Origin of the sequence: Candidatus Stygibacter australis, assembly GCA_030765845.1 — a bacterium.
In the GTDB taxonomy this organism is placed as follows: domain Bacteria; phylum Cloacimonadota; class Cloacimonadia; order Cloacimonadales; family TCS61; genus Stygibacter; species Stygibacter australis.
On record JAVCDJ010000002.1, the window covers coordinates 1 to 18,109 of the forward strand.

Here is an 18,109-nt window from a genome sequence, read left to right on the forward strand (position 1 = left end):
AGGGTAATAGAAAGCAGAACCTGCGACGTGCTCAGCAAATGCTGAATGAGATGGCTACAGAGATTGAGGGTATCATTGATATCAAGATCGGGATAAATATGGGAACGGGTAATGATCGCAGTGATCTCGTTTTATCAGTAATTTTTGAACACCAGGCTGCGTTAGACAATTATCAAAAGCATCCAGCCCATCAGAAAGTAAAAGATTTCCTGGGTGAAGTACGCTATGAACGCCGGGTGATCGACTACGAAGTAACAGAGTGAATAAAATGAAGGGTAGAAGGGTAGAAGATTAGAAGGTTTGAGGAAATTTCGCTGGTAAATCGTCAGGCGTGAGTCGTTAGTCGTAAATCGGAAACCTGGCTTGTATTTCATACTTTGTTTGGTTTGTTCGCGGCTCAATAAATCTTACATTGTATTTTTTCGTGTAATTTCGGAGCTTTCGTGGTTGATAATTCTTACATTGCATTTAATTTTCCATTCTTGTCAGCCTATGGCTGATTACATTTTACATTTTCAATTATTCTTCCACCACCCAGAGCAAGGATGCTCCGGTTACATCGGCTACCCTACTACTCCTGCCTGGATGAGATCGTGCATGTGGATAATTCCCACGGGAATATGTGATCCATCCACTACGGGCAGCACAGTTATCTTTTGCTCTTCCATCAGATAGAGGGCATCTACGGCAAGTTTATCTGAACTGATCGTAGCTGGACTGGGAGTCATAAATTCTTCTGCGGTCTGTTTCAGTTCTTTCACTCCCTTGCTGATAAGCCGTCTGAGATCACCATCTGTCACTATACCGCATAATTTACCGTTTTCATCTATCACGCAAGCGCATCCCAGTTTCTTGCTGGTCATTTCCAGTACGACAGTACTCAGTCCTGCTTGTGAATCTACGATAGGAATTTCTTCCCCCTTATGCATCAGATCACGGGTTTTGAGCAGTAATTTTCTGCCTATTGTCCCACCTGGATGAAAACGGGCAAAATCCTCTTCACTGAAATTACGCTTGCGAAGAAGTGCCACTGCCAGGGCATCACCTAATGCCAGGGCCACAGTTGTACTGCAGGTGGGCACCAGACCAAAAGGTTCAGAATCAGAAGGTACTGATCCATCCAGTACTACCTGGGAGTTTTTTGCCAGCTCAGAATCAAGATTTCCTGTAATGGCAATTATAGGGATTTTATTGAAATGCAGATAGGGAATTATCTGAATAACTTCGCTGGTATTACCGCTATAAGAAATGGCGATCACAACATCACCTTTTTGCACCATCCCCAGGTCTCCGTGAATACCTTCAGCAGGATGCAGATAAATAGCAGTTGTGCCGGTACTTGCCAGTGTAGCAGCTATCTTTCTGCCAATAATACCTGTCTTACCCATTCCTGTAACTACAACTTTGCCAGTGCAATTGAAAAGAAGATCAATTGCCTGTTCAGCTGAGCTAGAGATATTTTGTGCAGCCTTGCTGATAGCATCAGCTTCCCGGGTTAATTCCTCTTTGATTGTTGCCTTTATATCCATGATTTTTCCAAAATGGGAACCCGAGATAAATCCCGGGTTCCTGGTTAAAATTATTTCTTTTCTAATTCTTCGTTCAGGAGCTTTACTGCTCCGGAAATATCATATGAGCCAAGATCACCTTCTGTGTGTCGACGAACGGAAACCTGCTGATTTTCCACTTCTTTGGCACCTACAATGAACATATATGGTATCTTCTGCAGTTCTGCAGCTCTGATCTTGAAACCGATCTTTTCATTACGATAATCCACTTCAGCCCTGATCTCCTGCTGCAGTAATTCGCTTTCAATCTTCTGGGCATATTCGATGAAATGATCTGAGATCGGCAGTATTTTCACCTGCACCGGACATAACCAAAGCGGGAAATTTCCCCCATGATATTCGATAAGCGTGCCAAAGAAGCGCTCCACTGAGCCCAAAAGAGCTCTGTGCAACACAAAGGGACGATGCGGTGTATTATCTGCACCAATGTATTCCATATTAAATCTGGCTGGCAGATTAAAGTCAAACTGGAGAGTAGTACACTGCCAGCTGCGGTTCAAAGCATCTTTGATCTTAATATCTATCTTGGGACCATAAAATGCTCCCCCACCTTCATCCACTGAAAAAGGAATATTTTGCTTATTAAGTGCTTTTTCCAGAGAATCCGTTGCTATCTGCCAGTCATGGTCTTCACCAACAGCTTTTTCCGGTTTTGTACTCAGGTACACCTGATAATTTTCAAAGCCAAAGGAATCCAGCATCATAAATGAGAACTTGATCAGCTTTTCAACTTCAGCCTCCACCTGATCCTCTGTGCAGATAAGATGAGCATCATCCTGAGTGAATCCGCGTACACGCATCAAGCCATGCAAAGCCCCGGATTTCTCATATCTATACACAGTCCCCAGTTCTGCCAGTTTTAAAGGTAATTCTCTGTAACTGCGTCTTTGAGAATTATAGATAGCAATATGGAAAGGGCAGTTCATCGGTTTCAGGTAATATTCCTGACCTTCCACATCTATGGGAGCGAACATGCTTTCTTCATAGAAGTCCAGATGTCCACTAGTTTCCCAGAGCTGTTTTTTGCCAATATGAGGAGTATAAACCAGCTTGTATCCAGCTTTCAGGTGTTCTTTCTTCCAGAAATCTTCAATAATATTTCTGATCATGGCACCATTAGGATGCCAGAGCACCAGACCTGGTCCTATATCATCTGAAATGGAATAGAGATCAAGATCAATCCCGATGCGTCTGTGATCACGTTTTTTGGCTTCTTCCAGATCATTAAGATGTTTTTTAAGTAACTTTTTAGAGGGAAAACTAATACCATAGATCCGCTGCAGCATTTTGTTCCTGCTGTCTCCACGCCAGTAGGCACCAGAAGTTTTCAGCAGCTTGATAGATTTGATCTTGCCAGTGTGAATTATATGAGGTCCCCGGCAGAGATCAACGAATTCACCCTGCTGATAAATAGACAGTGCTTCATCTTCCGGAATTTTTGCCAGGATATCTAGCTTATAGGTTTCTCCCATTTCCTTGAAGAGTTCCATTGCTTCATTACGGGAAACTTCTTTCCGCTTATATTCCAGATTTTGTTTTGCCAGTTCTTTCATGCGCTCTTCGATAGCAACCAGATCTTCATCAGTGAAGGGAACTGGTTTATCAAAGTCATAATAGAAACCGCTTTCAATAGCGGGACCAATTGTTACTTTTACCTCAGGAAAAAGCTGCTGCACTGCTTGTGCCATCAAATGAGCAGTTGAATGCCAATACACTTCCTGTCCTTCTTCATTATCAAACTTCAAAAGCTCCAGACTGGCATCTTCTGAGATTGGTTTATTCACATCCACCAGTTTACTATTAACTTTTGCTGCCACAGTTTGATCTGCCAGTCCCTGAGAAATGCCTTCAGCAATTTCCAGAGCACTTATCCCTTGCGGGTATTCTTTAATATTCCCATCCGGGAATTTTATCTTTATATTCATAATATCTCCATTATCTTCTTATTCTGAGTATTATCTAACCTTAGCGATTCTCATTTGCTCAGATTAGGTATTATATAATAATTCGGTTAAGCCCGAATGTTCAATCCTCTGATGACCAAACATTCCTCACCTCCTAAAAAGTGGAATAATTTATTTTTTTGCCAGCATCTCTGTTAATTTCTTTGCCGCTTTATCAAGCGCAGCTTTGGGAGTGCTGGTACCTCGCAGTACTTTTTCTATCACCTGGTCTTCCAGATACTTACGGGTTTCAAACCATTCAGATATCTGGGGTTCATAGGTAGCATATTCCAGTTGATCATACACGGATTTAATTTCCGGATTGGTCAGCAGTCTTTTCTTGATATTAGGCTGCTGGAATGCGCTTCTGCGAACCGGCATATAATACGTGTATTCACTCCACTTGGCAGTTATCTCTGCAGAAGTAAACCATTTAACAAACTCCCAGGCAGCAAGTTCCACACGTTTATCTTCTGATTTAAAGATAGCCACATTCGTACCGCTGATCAGATTTCTGCTGGTTTCCTTGATGGGAACAGAGCTGATCCCCAGGTTAAAATCTATACCAATATTCCTCATATAGGCAATTGATACACTGGAATCTTCATAAAATACCACTTTGCTTGCCAGGAAGTCATTCTGTCCATCGTAACCAGGTGAGAGATAAGCTGTCTTATCTTCATTTAAAATGCCGGTTAAATATTTGAGTGCTTCCACCCCAGCCGGACTATTGAATAAAGGTTTACTGCTCTCTACATCCATGATCTCACCACCAGCCTGGAGCAGCAGATTTTCAAACTGCCAGGCATTGATCTTGATCGTTGTGCCATACCTGTCAGGAACTCCATCTCCATCAATATCAACTGTCAGATTTCGGCACATTTCCCGGAACTCCGACCAGTTTCTGGGTGGTTTATTTGGATCCATATTATTTTGAAAGAGTATGTCCTTATTATAATACATCACTCTTACTGATTTATTGAAAGGAAAGCTGACAAGCTGTCCATCAATTGTATTGCATTTGATAAATACGGGATAAAAATCTGCCAGATCCTCATCACCAAAAGTTTCATCTTCAGCAATAAAATCTGCCACTGGTCGCAAGACGTCACCTTCCATCATATTGGAAGTCCAGGATTCATATACCTGACTGATGTCCGGCTGATTACCAGTTTGCACTGCTGCCATGATCTTTTGCGAAAGCGCTGTATAATTACCCATAGCAATGCCATTTATGTGAATATCTGCATGAGTATCATTAAATTCATCGATCAATTTTGCCAGGGCATCACCCAAAGGTCCACCCATAGCATGCCAGAAAACAACTTCAACTTTGCCTGATGCATCAGCTTTTTTTTGTTTAGTACATCCAGAAAAGAGTACCAGACTTAATAATACTAATATAAATATCTTTTTCATCCTTATTAACCTCACAAGTTTTTGTCCCTGTCATTTTGAAAACACCACTTCTTTAGTCAACATTCTTTGTCACTGCTGCTGTCCCACAGCCTATAAATATTGAAGTGATTTCCTTTGACAGCATTGCAGGCTACTCGGAAAATGCCTTTTAGAATCTAATAGATGATATGTTAATGAATAATGAAGAAAAAGAGGTATAATTATGGAAACCAAAAGAGTTTTACTGCTGATTCTGGATGGATTTGGAATCAATAAAAGACGCCGAGGCAATGCGATCATGGCAGCAAATATGCCTGAATATTGTAAGTTCCTAACTGGCAATCCGCACAATCAACTAATAGCAAGTGGCACAAATGTAGGTTTACCGGCGGGGGTTATGGGAAATTCTGAAGTTGGTCATCAAAACATTGGAGCTGGGAGAGTTGTTGATCAACATAGTCTAATAATTAATCGATTGATTGAAAATAGAAGTTTCTTTGAGAATAAAGCATTAAAAAGTGCTATTGAGCATGCCCTTAAATATGATAGCAGTCTGCATCTTATGGGGCTCCTGTCTAATGGTCATATACATAGCACCCTGGATCATATACTCCCAATCCTGGAAATGGCTAAAAGCAAAGGACTTACAAAAGTATTTCTGCATGCATTCATGGATGGAAGAGATACACTCCCACGTATGGGTAAAAAAATTCTGCTCAAAATTGAGAAAAAACTTAAGAAAGCGGGTATTTGTAAAATTGCCACTATCTCCGGCAGATATTATGCCATGGACAGGGATTCTAATTTTGAAAGAATCAAAGCTGCTTACAATGCAATGGTTTTTAGCAACTGCAAGCATTATGATAGTACAGCAGAAGCGATTTCTGACAGTTATAATAATGATGTCGCAGATGAATTTGTTTTACCATCTGTTATCAATGAAAATGGTCAACCTATTGCTAAAATATCTGATGAAGACAGCATTATCTTCTTCAACTATAGGTCTGATAGAGCTAAAGAACTCACCAGAAGTTTTGTTATACCTGGTTATAATGATTTTAAGGTTAAAAAATTCTCTAAACTCAAATTTGTTACTTTCAGCAATTATGGCACAAATTTGAATAATTATGTGGAAGTAGCTTTTCCAAGTAAGCATAATCCTAACACTCTAGCTGAAGTTATCAATAAGCAGAAACTTAAGCAATTGCACCTTGCTGAGACACAAAAATATGCTCATGTAACCTTCTTTTTTAATAGCGGAAGGGATAAAGAATACTCAAATGAAAAATGGGATATAGTGCCTTCCCCTAAGGTTGCCACCTATGACCTGAAACCGGAAATGAGTGCTTTTGAAGTTAAAGATAAACTAGTAAATGCTCTGTCGCTGGAAAAATATAGTTTCATAGTCACAAACTTTGCTAATCCTGATATGGTGGGACACACTGGAGATTTCAGTGCGACAGTACAGGCACTGGAAGCTGTTGATAAATGCCTGGGTGAAATTATCCCCAAAGCCAGAGAACATGATTATAATGTTATCCTCATTGCTGATCATGGTAATGCTGATCAGATGCTTGATAAAAATAATAATGTTCTTACTCAACACAGCACAAATCCAGTGCCAGTAATTATTTCTCTTATTGATGATAGTGACTATCAAGTATCTAGTGGAATACTTGCTGACGTAGCACCTACGATCCTGAAGATCATGGATATACCAATACCCGCAGTTATGACGGGAAAGGTACTGCTTAAGATATAATCTTGATTACTTGATTATCGAAAGCTTCCTTTCTATCTCCCCGCCGTCACTCTGAATGCGCAGCAGATAAACTCCGCTTTTGTAGTCTGATGCCTTAATGCTGATCTCGCCTGAGTTTTCTACCTGCCATTTGTTCAGGAATTGACCCTTAATATTATAAATGCCAATTTCTCCTGATTGGGTTTCTGGAATTGTATATGAGATCATGCAGTCACTGCGTGTACTGCCAGAAATATAAGGATTCGGATATACTATCATATTAAGAACTTCACTGATTTCATCTGGCTGAATTGGCAAAGCCTCTATCAAGTCCCGCGCCAGATAGAACATATCTTCATTATACTCTCTGCCATGCAGAAATAATTGTGCTTCTCCCTGATCATTGATATTCAGAAAGATGTCCTCTAAATTAAAGATATCTACTTCACTGCCATATTCATATACACTTTCGCCAATCTCACTGAATTGCCAATACTCGTCACCTTCATAGAAAGTGAAAATCAGGTTATAACTCTGCCAGTCTGCTGTCCATTGCAGGCGATCTGAATAATCATAAGAAAAACCATAATATTCACCAGTTATTAAATCAGAAAGCGGATATAGATTATTGTTAAGCAGATGATAAATAGCTGTATCATCCTGAAAATACAACTCATCTTCAAATAATCGGATATTACGGATATCTCCGGTAAATTCATCATTAGATAAAGTCTGCAATGTCATCCCGTTAGAATCTTTATCCCAAAAATCTACTCTGTATTCATCTACTGCTTTATAAATAAATGCAAGTATCTCTTCGTCATCTTCTGTTTGAATGTCCACTTGCATACTCAGCATTGAATTATTCATTACCTGGTTATATCTCTGCACAAAGCTGTCTCCACCATTAGTTGAATGCAGCACTGTAACCTGATGCTCAATCGGTCCCCCCAACAGATGTATTGCAGGTGGACAAATATTCTGATAGTCCAGTCGCTCATCATAATAAATATTCAGTTCATAACCGCAGGGTTCATGAGTTCCGCCATACAACCCGTTGTCAGGATCCCAGATATTGTTATAATGTACCTCAGGATCATCACCATTGCATAATACCTGATGAAAATCTCTTTCATATAACCCGCCATAAAGTTCAATTGTTCCTCTTTCAAAAACTATATCCTCACTGCTTTCTGGATATGCTGGATTATACCAGGGAATATCTGTGCCATAAGGTGTGATTATACCATTTCCATAATCCTCATTTTCATAAGGAAATCCGCAGCAGGGAAAATCCTCCGGCATGGCATTGCTGTGCATCATAAAACCTTGATCACCAATCCAGTAAGGAGAAGGTGGGAAAATGAATTTATTTAGATCAGGATAGGGGAAAATTTCCCTGTAACCGTTGCGTACTATCTCATAAGCCGGAGTACTGCCGTGAGGATGCAGATATTCTACTCCCAGATTACCGTCTTCACCTAAAGCCACCATTACTCCATAAATATAAACCCCATCACAATTAGGGCTTTGTATCTCATCCATATCTGGATCATAATTCTTATACTTCACAACGATACTCTTTTCTGATACAAGACCCAGATAGTCATATCCGGTTAATGGTTCCTCACCCGGAATCACACTATTATATATTAAATCACCAGTTATGAAAATCGTGTCAGCACAACCCAAGGTCATACTACCTGACACATCACCTTCGATCCACATTTGACAGTACACAAACGCTGAACTGTTTTGTAATGGAATATTGAAAGTCCCAATATCCCAGTCAAGTGTTTTTACATCTAAGTAATTCGTCCAGATTGAATCACCTACGGTGGTATTAGGATGCGCAGCATCAGGAAATGAATTATGAACTATGAATGTATCACGTTCAACGATAATATCAGCATATCTGCAGACTGCATTAGAGCCATCAATTTTCACATAGCATATATCACGGTCTATAGAACTATCCAAACTGTACCCATTCATCCTGATTTCAGCCGCAACGCCAGAATTTATATTGATATTTGCAGAATTTTCTATGTAACCTCCCAGAAAAATATTATCCATAGGAGCAGAGTTAATTGCTGGCTGCCCGGTACTTGCATCCATTATCCTGCCTTCTGATACTACCAGGTCATGAAAAGTGGGCCAACCGCCATTATTGCCCTGCGTGGTTTGATGAATAATTATATCATCTTTGCTGTAAACTCTTCCGGTAAATTGATCCTGACCCGTAAATTCATTCCCATTATTATTTTCAAAATACAAACTCCTCATCCCGCAGCTTGTCACCGGTCCTCCTCGTAATAATACCAGTACCAGTTCATCTTCTACCAGTTCCAAACTCATAGATGCTATATTGCCATACAAACTGCTGAACTCAGACTCATTATAGTTTATCATTAAATTATTGGAATGCAATTTAAACACTCGCACATCCTCAATATTGCTATAGGTTTTCTGATAAAAAATAGTGACTTCTTCATCCTGAACTGCAAAAGTACAATCCAGTTGTGATCGCACTCCTGCTGCTATATTCATGTTGCATAGCTCCATTACCTCAAAACTGCCATCTTCCTGCTCTCTTGCCAGTTTCAGATAAGTAGTCATTGGATGGATAGCTACATCATAATACAATATCCAGAGTTTACCATCAATTATCTGCACATTCTTCTCATAATTGACCAATAATTCCCCATTGAGATCATCATCAATCTCCACCGGTTCGCTGAATGATAATAAATTCAGTGTAAAGACCATTATTATGATTACTAAAAATATTTTCTTCATATTTGCCTCCTCATAATCCTGATATTTATTTCAGTAATAAAGCTTTCTTCAAGATCCGCTCATTCCCTGTTTTCATCTGCACAAAATATACTCCACTGCCGCAAGCTGAACCTTGAGCATTTCTGCCATCCCAAACCTTTTCACCAGCTCCGGCTACTGCCTGCTCTTCCAGAAGCGTTTTTACTTTTTCGCCTTTCAAATTATATACTGTGATCTCTACTCTTTGAGCTTCTTCAAGGTTGTATTTAACTGTCAATTCAGGATTAAAAGGATTTGGATACACATTCATATTCACTATTTCGCTGATTTCATCTGAGCTGGCAATTGATGCTGCTATCTGATCTCGAGCCAGGTAAAACGTATCTTCATTATAATCTCTGCCATGCAGAAACAGCTGGACTTCTCTTTGTCCATATACTTTCAGATAGATATCTTCCAGATTAAAATAATCCACATCATAGCCATATTCATAGGTGCTTTCACCAATATCATCAAAATCCCAGTACTCATCTGTAGCATAAAACATGAAATCAAGATCATAACCCTGCCAGTCTGCTGACCATAATATCCTATCTGCTGTTTCAAAATTAAACCCATTAAAATCGGCTTCCAGGAGGTCAGAAAGAGGATAAAGATAACTATTTTCCAGTTCGAATATCTCTTCATCATCCTGGAAATATAGAGTATTATCAAGCAGTCTCAGAGATTTGATGTTTCCAGTAAATTCTTCCAAGGAGAATGATTCCGTTGTCATGCCAAAAGAATTAGTATCCCAGTGATCGATCCTGTATTCATTAAGACAATTATATACAAAGGCAATAATTCCATCTTCTTCTACAGCTTGCAGATTTTTATTAATATTCAAGTCATTATTATCTATCAATTGATCATATCTCTGCACAAAGCTGTCTCCACCATTAGCTGAATGGAGAATTGTAACTCTATATTCAGGATCATGTACTAAGGTATGAAGCTCTGGAGGAAGTTCATTCTGATACTCTAATCTATCATCATAATGCAGATTAAGTTCATATCCGCAAGGTTCATGCTCTCCACCATACCAGCCATCAAAAGGATTCCAGCAGTTGCTGCTATGATGAGCATCAGGATCATCACCACTGCAGTAAACCTTATGAAAACCTCTTTCTATCAAGGCACCATAAAGCTCAATTGTACCGCGGTCAAACACGATATCTGTACTGCTTTCTGGATATACTGGATTATACCAGGGATAATCTGCACCATAAGGCGTAATAATACCATTACCATAAGCCTCATTTTCATAAGGATATCCGCAGCAGGGATAACCCGCTGGCATATCATTGCTGTGCATCACAAATCCTTGATCACCGGAATAATATACCGCATTACTATACACAAATTTATTCAGATCAGGATAGGGAAAAAGTTCCCTGTAACCATTTCGCTCTATCTCATAAGCTGGGGTGCTCCCATGTGGATGCAAATATTCCACCTGCAGATTACCGGCAGTTGGTTCTATAACGTAATTATCATCTACTTCACCCAGGGCTGCTAATACACCATAAATATAAACTCCATCACAGTTATCGCTTTTTATCATTTCAATATCCGGATCATAATTTTTATATTTTACAACTATGCTCTTTTCAGATACAAGACCCAGATAGTCAAATCCGGTTTGCGGTTCATTTCCCGGTGTTACACTACTATAAGTTAAATCGCTGGTTACATAAATCGAGTCTGTGCAGCCAATGGTCATTGGTCCGGACACATCTCCTTCAATCCACATTGGGCAATAAGATACCATTGATTGATTTTGAAGAGGAAAAGTAAATGTACCATCATCCCAATCATATTCCTTAACCTCTACTTCATTCGTCCAGATGGAATCTCCTATTGCCAGATCATTATGCTCTGCATCAGGAAAACTATTATACACCGTGATCGTATCAAGATGTGTTTCTATATCTGCATAACGGCAAGTTGCCGTAGTTCCTTGTATTTTAACATATATCAGGTCCCTATCGATGCTGCTATCCAAAATATAACCATTCCAGCTTAAGACAACTTCTTCTGGCAATTCATAATCTGATGAGCTTTCTTCAATGTAGCCACCTCTGAATATAACATCCATGGGAGCGGAAAATTGCGCTGGAGCTCCAGTACTAACATCCATTATTCGCTGCTCGGTCACTACTAAGTCATTAAAGGTGGGCCAGCCATTATTATTACCCTGACCGGTTTGATGGATATAGATATAATCTTTACTGTAAACCTGGCCACTGAATATATCCTGACCATTAAATTCATTTCCACTGGCGTATTCATAATATAGAGAATTTATACCTGTACTGGTAGAAAGATCTCCCCGTAAAAGTATCAGCACCAGCTCATCTTCACTGAGCTTAAGACTCATTTCTGCTATATTGCTGTATTGACTGCTGAATTCTGATTCCTGGTAATTATTCATCAGGTTATTAGAGTGCATCTTAAATACCCGCACATCCTCAATATTACTATAGGTTTTCTGATAAAAAATAGTGACTTCTTCATCCTGCACAGCAAAAGTGCAATCCAATTCTGACCTCACCCCTGTGGCAATATTCATACTGCAAAGCGTCATCACCTCAAAACTGCCGTCTTCCTGCTCTCTTGCCAGTTTCAGATAAGTAGTCATTGGATGGATAGCTACATCATAATACAATATCCAGAGTTTACCATCAATTATCTGCACATTCTTCTCATAATTGATCAATAACTCACCATTGAGATCATTATCAATCTCAACCGGTTCGCTGAATGATAATAATTCTATCGTAAATACCAGAATCACTATCAGCATAATAGTTTTCCTCATATTTGCCCCCTTTTAAAATTCTCGATTTACTCAAACCATTTTCTTCAACTAAGTTATATGTGCACCGCTGGCGTACTCGCAAGTGGGACGCAGATAGCGACCTTTCATTTCCGAATAATGCAGTACCAGTTAAGTTTTCGACTCACGATTAACGACTGACGATTTCCGACTCACTATTTCAATAACAACATTCTTTTACTGATTTCCTCTCCACCATAGCGTAATCGATATAAATATATCCCAGAAGCAGCATCATAACCTTCCTCTGATCGGCCGTCCCAGCACACTTCATAAGATCCTGCCTGTTTATATTCCTGCACCAGATTACGCACCATTTGTCCCTTGACATTATAAACTTCCAAAGTCACATTTCCAGCTTCTGGCAGCTCATATCTGATCAGAGTTTCTGGATTGAAAGGATTAGGATAGTTCTGTAATTGCACTGCTCCGGTTACTAATTCTGTCTCTTCATTATCATCTTGAATAGGCGTTAGCAAAACCTGAATGGTTTTTGAATCCCAACTATCTGAAGTAATTACAATCTGGCAGTAATGAACATATTCCTCTACGTCACTTGTATCAAAATTTACAGTTATTTCGCTTGATCCATCAGCTTCCAGTGTTCCGGAAGAAGTATCAAGATTGATCCATCTCAAGGGATAGAGCAGATAGATCTCGCCTGTCTCACAATGTGGATCCGCACCATACGTATCGCCCCACACTTCCCAGCCTATTGTCATATCTCCGGCAAATTCCGTGCTTAAAAGAACATCTACTTCCCAGACCGCTGTTTCATGAGACTGCAATACACCCCATTCATTTACTGTCAGTCCATGCCAGTTTACTTCTTGTCCGGCTCCAGTAGTCCCGTCCCAGATCATATCTCCACCTGAGCCGCCGGTAATATCACTCGCAGTCAGAACAGTAACGCCCAGAGGAAAGTCCAGCCAGGCATCACAAATCCATTCGTTATCCGGGGAACCATTATACACTGTAAAGGTCCAGGTTGTTTCTTCCCCGGGAGTAAAAGAATCCGTATCACAAGTAATGGTTGAACCACTCACATCACGTTCTGGCAGGGGTGATTCATCTATTCTTATATAGTAATTGGTGGGTAAATCTCCGGTATTGGAAAGAGTAAAACTCCTGCTCGTTTGTTCTCCCCATAATAATTCCACTTCAATACTATCTGCATCAACCATAAATATATTGGCATGATAAGCTGTGAAACTAATTAACTGACTCCAGGAATCTTCCTGAGATTCTATCGTCACATTCAGAGTAAATACATAGAAATCTGGCACATTTTCACTTACAGAAATGCTGAAAGCATCTGCTAATTCAATCATTTCATCAGCTTCTAACTGATCACAAACCTCAGTTGCATCAGTAATTTCAATATACTCGTCATTCTCACTGATACTGATATTAATAGCATTTGCAGTCACTCCTCCAATGTTTTCCAGAACTATATCAATAATTGCATCCTCACCGGATTCTATAAACCCATCATCTCCAGCTGTTGCACTATAATCGGCTAACCACACAAATGGTACATCCTCCAGAATGGGTTGACATGTAAATAGGATTGCTGAACCATCTTCTAAAGGTTTGGCTGCTGTCGGATAAGTATTGTTAAAGGTATATTGCAGCCCTATTTGTCCAGTATGATCTTCCAAACCAATTGTGCAATACTGCCCGTGCGTTGCGCTATGCCAATAGTACTCTCCTACATCCACATTATTAAATTCCTGATACTGCATTTTAATATTACTGTCTCCGGTTGCTGTTGGATAAAAATCAGCGTCGTAAAGTATGATCTGAAAGGTTTCTGCGGCATTATTATAATAATTAAGCATCTCATTCCATTCGATTATATAATAGTGCATACTCGCATCAAAATATGTGTAAATATCCCCGGATTGGGTTGTGAGATCATCCCAAAAAGCAGCGATCATTGGACTGGGACCTTGCATCCCAGGTATCATCCAATTCATGAAGGAGGCTACTTCACTCCCGCCCGGACTTATCCAGCCGGATGTTGCCACTGTGAGCAGATCATATTCCACCCCATAAAATTCAAAAGTGAATTCTGCCGGCAGATCAACGTCTATAATTTCAGCGGAGCTGCCCCAGGAATTTAGTGACAGTTCATCTCCTGATTCAGCTATCTCTATCCAATCATATTCCGGGCAAACTAAATAATCCGTGTCCCCATCGTCATAACAGTAATACCCGTATGCATCTGCCCCTAAAGGATCACTTTGGGTCACTATGCCAATTTCGAGTAAATATGTAGCTACATTGTCATATCCAGTCGGGTTTGTAAAATGAATGTTCACAGGTATCTGGCTGCCTGGTAGAATATAACTGCTGGCTGTTATCATAAAACGGTTCAAATTATTATCAACCTCATCTCCCGGTAATAGTGAGCCAAATTCACCCAGACTGTCAATTACTGTAATGCGGTGATTTGCACATTCCAATTCACCTGTAACATCCGTCACCGCAAGCTCTCCCATATTTTCAATTGTAAAATATATTTCACGCATTTCTCCTGGATCAATCACTCCATTTACATCAGGTACATGGACGCAGGTTATATGTAACAACGCTCCTGAAATTTCCAGAAATATCGGAATTGTCCAAGTCTCACTTTCTGACGTAAGTATTAGATCAAGTAACGCAGTAATTCCATCAGGAGCTGCTGAATCTATTTCTACAGCCAGATCGGAATTATTTATCGAGCCACTGGCAGATACATCACCCAGATCAGTATCTCCCATAGTCACAATCACATAATCGTTGTGTGATACCAGCTCTGCACTAATGCCGACAACATCTGAACTGCCATGATTCGCTATGGTCAAATCCAGATTAATGACTTCACCTGGATTAGGAATTCCATCATTATTATCAATGTATATCAATTGATCAAGAGCAAGATTCACTTCTGCCTCGATAATAGTGAATTCCTCCTCAAAAGGGATTTTATCATGACAGGTTATTGTCAATTCATATGTCTCTGATAAAGCTACTCCCTCCAGATCAAGATAATATATTCCATTACAATCTGTATTACCAGTTTGATAGTAATCACTGCCCCGAGCTGTTACCCAGGCTTCCGGTAAAGGCATCCCATTATTACTGTCAATAACACTAATCTGCATCCAGTTTGTTCCATCAGCAACTTCTGCTTCAAAGAAAACACTCATTGGCTGGGGTGTAGATGTCCAAAGCTCCAATGAAGGATCACCCATCAGATTATTCCAGTGCGATGCTGCATTCACCTGGTTATTGGGATTTTGCGGATATTGCTGATAAAGATGAAGCTTTCCACGTACTAAAGCCCCACCTGGAGTGAATATCTGATCTGCAAATATACCTGAATATATTCCAGCTGTAATGCAGTTATTTATACAGGTAGATGTCTCACCTGTTGCTGAACCCACACAACCTATACCTCCCTTAGGATTCGTAGGGGTTCCTGCTTTGACGAACAGTTCTGACTGACAGTTATTATGAAAATCTCCAGTATAACACGTGATAATTGTCGCAAATGGAAGCATCCAGCCATTAGTTAAAGCAGAAATTTCAGTATAACCCCAACCACCCATACCACCACCACAACGGGCACAGATATATCCCGCTCCGTTGTTTATAATCTGACTCAGTATAAAGGGTTGATAGTCTGTATAATGCTCATCAAAAGTAAATGATTCGTTATAGGTCTCTATACAATTTTTAACTGCCTGACAGGTTGCCAACTTTGATTCTCCACCACTTGTCAACAGTCCGGCATTTTGAAACCAGTCTTCATCGTCGATATAGGGATTTCTTTCATAGTTAATTGACTTTGCAATTATAGTTTGCAGTTCTCCGACATTATTCACAGAAAGACGTCCTATTATCACGTCTGCTAATATATCTGTCCCTGCCAGTTGAGAATAGGGCAAATCTCCTATACCTCCGTATCCACTCCAGTTTTCATACCAGGCAGGGATCGTGATTGCTCCATTTGCATCTCCCACTAAAACCACAAACTCCGGCGGATTATCCCAGTTATCATAAGCGTCCTGGATATAATTCTTGATCGCGGTATTTGATGTCCCTGTCTCACCGGTATCCACACTGCTTACATCAAAACCTTTTTGCTCCTTCCAGTCTATCAGATAAGCCAGATTATCCACCACATTATCATTATCAGGATGAATAAACAGAATTGCCGGACGCTGATAATCTTCCCGTAAATTTGCCACTTCAGCAAAATTCATAACTGAAGACTCATATATCCCACTAAAAGCCCGAGATGGCTTTCCAGTAACAGTTCGGCAATTTGATCCGCCTTCACCAATAGTGATAAGCTCTACGCTGATATTATGATATATATACAATCTCTTTTCTGTCGCAAGATAACGAAATGGACAAAACGTCACTGCCACCAGACGCAAATCACGCATTATCGCTGGTTCACCTACTATTACGGACTCTGCAGGATACATTCCCCCTGACTTGTAATACTCCTCATCAATCCTGAATCTATCTGGTATAAATTCCCCGTCAGTTAATAATTCTTCCTGAGGATATATCATAACATTTTCTATCACTTCATAATCAGAAAATATTATATTGTGTGTCACTTCACCTGCATCAGCAATAGCGATCAGACGAGTGAATACAGGCAGATCAGGCATTCCCACTTCCAGCAGTTTACCCTCTCCTTCATAGCCAATTTGCGTATAAGAGCCACCCGATTTCTCTACTCTTTCACTTTCGTAGCCATCTAGACAAAAATCCAGTCTGATATTCCCTCGTCCTGATTGCTCATAAGTTACCACTAAACCTTCACTATCACCAGATACATCCACCCGCTCGCACCACAGCATCCCAAAAAATATTACAGTCAATAATACCAGAATAAAATTCTTTTTCATCTACTTACCTCATTTTAACAGCAGCATCCGCCTGCTATATATTTCCCTTTCAGTTTTTAATCTATAGATATAAACACCAGAGGATACAACCTGATCATCCTCGTCCCTGCCATCCCAGACTACTTTAAATGAGCCTGCCGCCTTGAACCTATTCACCAGTCTGCGCACCATCTGTCCCTTGATATTATAAACTTCTAAAGTCACATTACCAGCTTTAGCAAGCTCATAAATAATAGATGTTTCTGGATTAAAAGGATTGGGGTAATTCTGCCTGAGCCTGGTGGCTTCTGGTATCTCATTACCTGCATTACCCCCTTCACTGGGTCTAATAGCTATTGGCACAATAACTGTTTCCCAGTTGTCTGAACTCACCACCAGTTCATAATCATACTCCATCTCTGTCATATTGCCAGTATCAATATGTAGCTCAATAAACACACTTTCATCAGCGTCCAGCCAACCCTCAGAAGGAGATATTTCTATACTTCTAATATTACACGTCTCCATCTCAATAAGCTCTATATAGTAATTCTGAGGTAGTTCACCCGCATTTCTTAGAGTTATCCCACTACCAAAGTTTTCTCCCCACAAGATTTCCAGATCAAGACTGTCTGGTTCCACAACAAATGAAGACTGTTTGTATGCTGTGAATTCCAATTCCTCACTCCAGCTTCCCTGCTCCGATTCCAGCCAGATATCTATCGTAAAATTATACTGATCAGGAATTTCCTCACCTATTGCAATGCAGAAAGCATATTCTATCAACATGCTTTCCCCGGACATAATTTCCTCACAATAGCCTCCAACTGCACTGATTGCTACAAAAGGATCATTCTCTACTGCTATTGCTTCAATCCCAGTAGCTGTAACCCCACCAATATTATGCA

The 18,109-nt window shown here is 40.0% G+C and carries 9 protein-coding genes; 2 read left to right on the forward strand and 7 right to left on the reverse strand.

Annotation, left to right across the window (positions count from 1 at the left end; translation table 11 throughout):
• The coding region (locus tag RAO94_00040; protein ID MDP8320716.1) for a Dabb family protein at positions 1 to 263 on the forward strand (263 nt) is incomplete at its 5' end.
• A 300-nt stretch (positions 264 to 563) separates the two neighbouring features.
• Here the strand turns inward: RAO94_00040 and RAO94_00045 are convergent.
• The 3 genes from RAO94_00045 to RAO94_00055 all read right to left on the reverse strand — a co-directional run bounded on the left by RAO94_00045 (position 564) and on the right by RAO94_00055 (position 4,930).
• Positions 564 to 1,529 (reverse strand): KpsF/GutQ family sugar-phosphate isomerase, encoded by a 966-nt coding sequence (locus RAO94_00045; GenBank protein ID MDP8320717.1) that lies wholly within the window; start codon positions 1,527 to 1,529, stop codon positions 564 to 566.
• Positions 1,530 to 1,579: 50 nt separating this feature from the next.
• Positions 1,580 to 3,493: a threonine--tRNA ligase gene (gene thrS, locus RAO94_00050; GenBank protein MDP8320718.1), complete on the reverse strand. Its 1,914-nt coding sequence runs from the start codon at positions 3,491 to 3,493 to the stop codon at positions 1,580 to 1,582.
• Between the two features lie 150 nt (positions 3,494 to 3,643).
• Positions 3,644 to 4,930: an ABC transporter substrate-binding protein gene (locus RAO94_00055; protein MDP8320719.1), complete on the reverse strand. Its 1,287-nt coding sequence runs from the start codon at positions 4,928 to 4,930 to the stop codon at positions 3,644 to 3,646.
• Between the two features lie 202 nt (positions 4,931 to 5,132).
• Between RAO94_00055 and gpmI the strand changes: the two genes are divergently transcribed.
• Positions 5,133 to 6,671, forward strand: a complete 1,539-nt coding sequence (gpmI, locus tag RAO94_00060; protein MDP8320720.1) for a 2,3-bisphosphoglycerate-independent phosphoglycerate mutase — start codon at positions 5,133 to 5,135, stop codon at positions 6,669 to 6,671.
• A 6-nt stretch (positions 6,672 to 6,677) separates the two neighbouring features.
• Here gpmI and RAO94_00065 read toward each other — a convergent pair whose 3' ends face one another.
• From RAO94_00065 to RAO94_00080, 4 genes are all read right to left on the reverse strand, one after another.
• A complete protein-coding gene (locus RAO94_00065) occupies positions 6,678 to 9,449 on the reverse strand; it encodes a T9SS type A sorting domain-containing protein (protein MDP8320721.1) in 2,772 nt (923 codons plus the stop codon).
• A 25-nt stretch (positions 9,450 to 9,474) separates the two neighbouring features.
• A complete protein-coding gene (locus RAO94_00070; GenBank protein ID MDP8320722.1) occupies positions 9,475 to 12,288 on the reverse strand; it encodes a T9SS type A sorting domain-containing protein in 2,814 nt (937 codons plus the stop codon).
• 173 nt (positions 12,289 to 12,461) lie between these two features.
• Positions 12,462 to 17,222, reverse strand: a complete 4,761-nt coding sequence (locus RAO94_00075; protein MDP8320723.1) for a C25 family cysteine peptidase — start codon at positions 17,220 to 17,222, stop codon at positions 12,462 to 12,464.
• Between the two features lie 9 nt (positions 17,223 to 17,231).
• Positions 17,232 to 18,109, reverse strand: an 878-nt coding sequence (locus RAO94_00080) for a T9SS type A sorting domain-containing protein (GenBank protein MDP8320724.1), incomplete at its 5' end; no start/stop codon positions are given.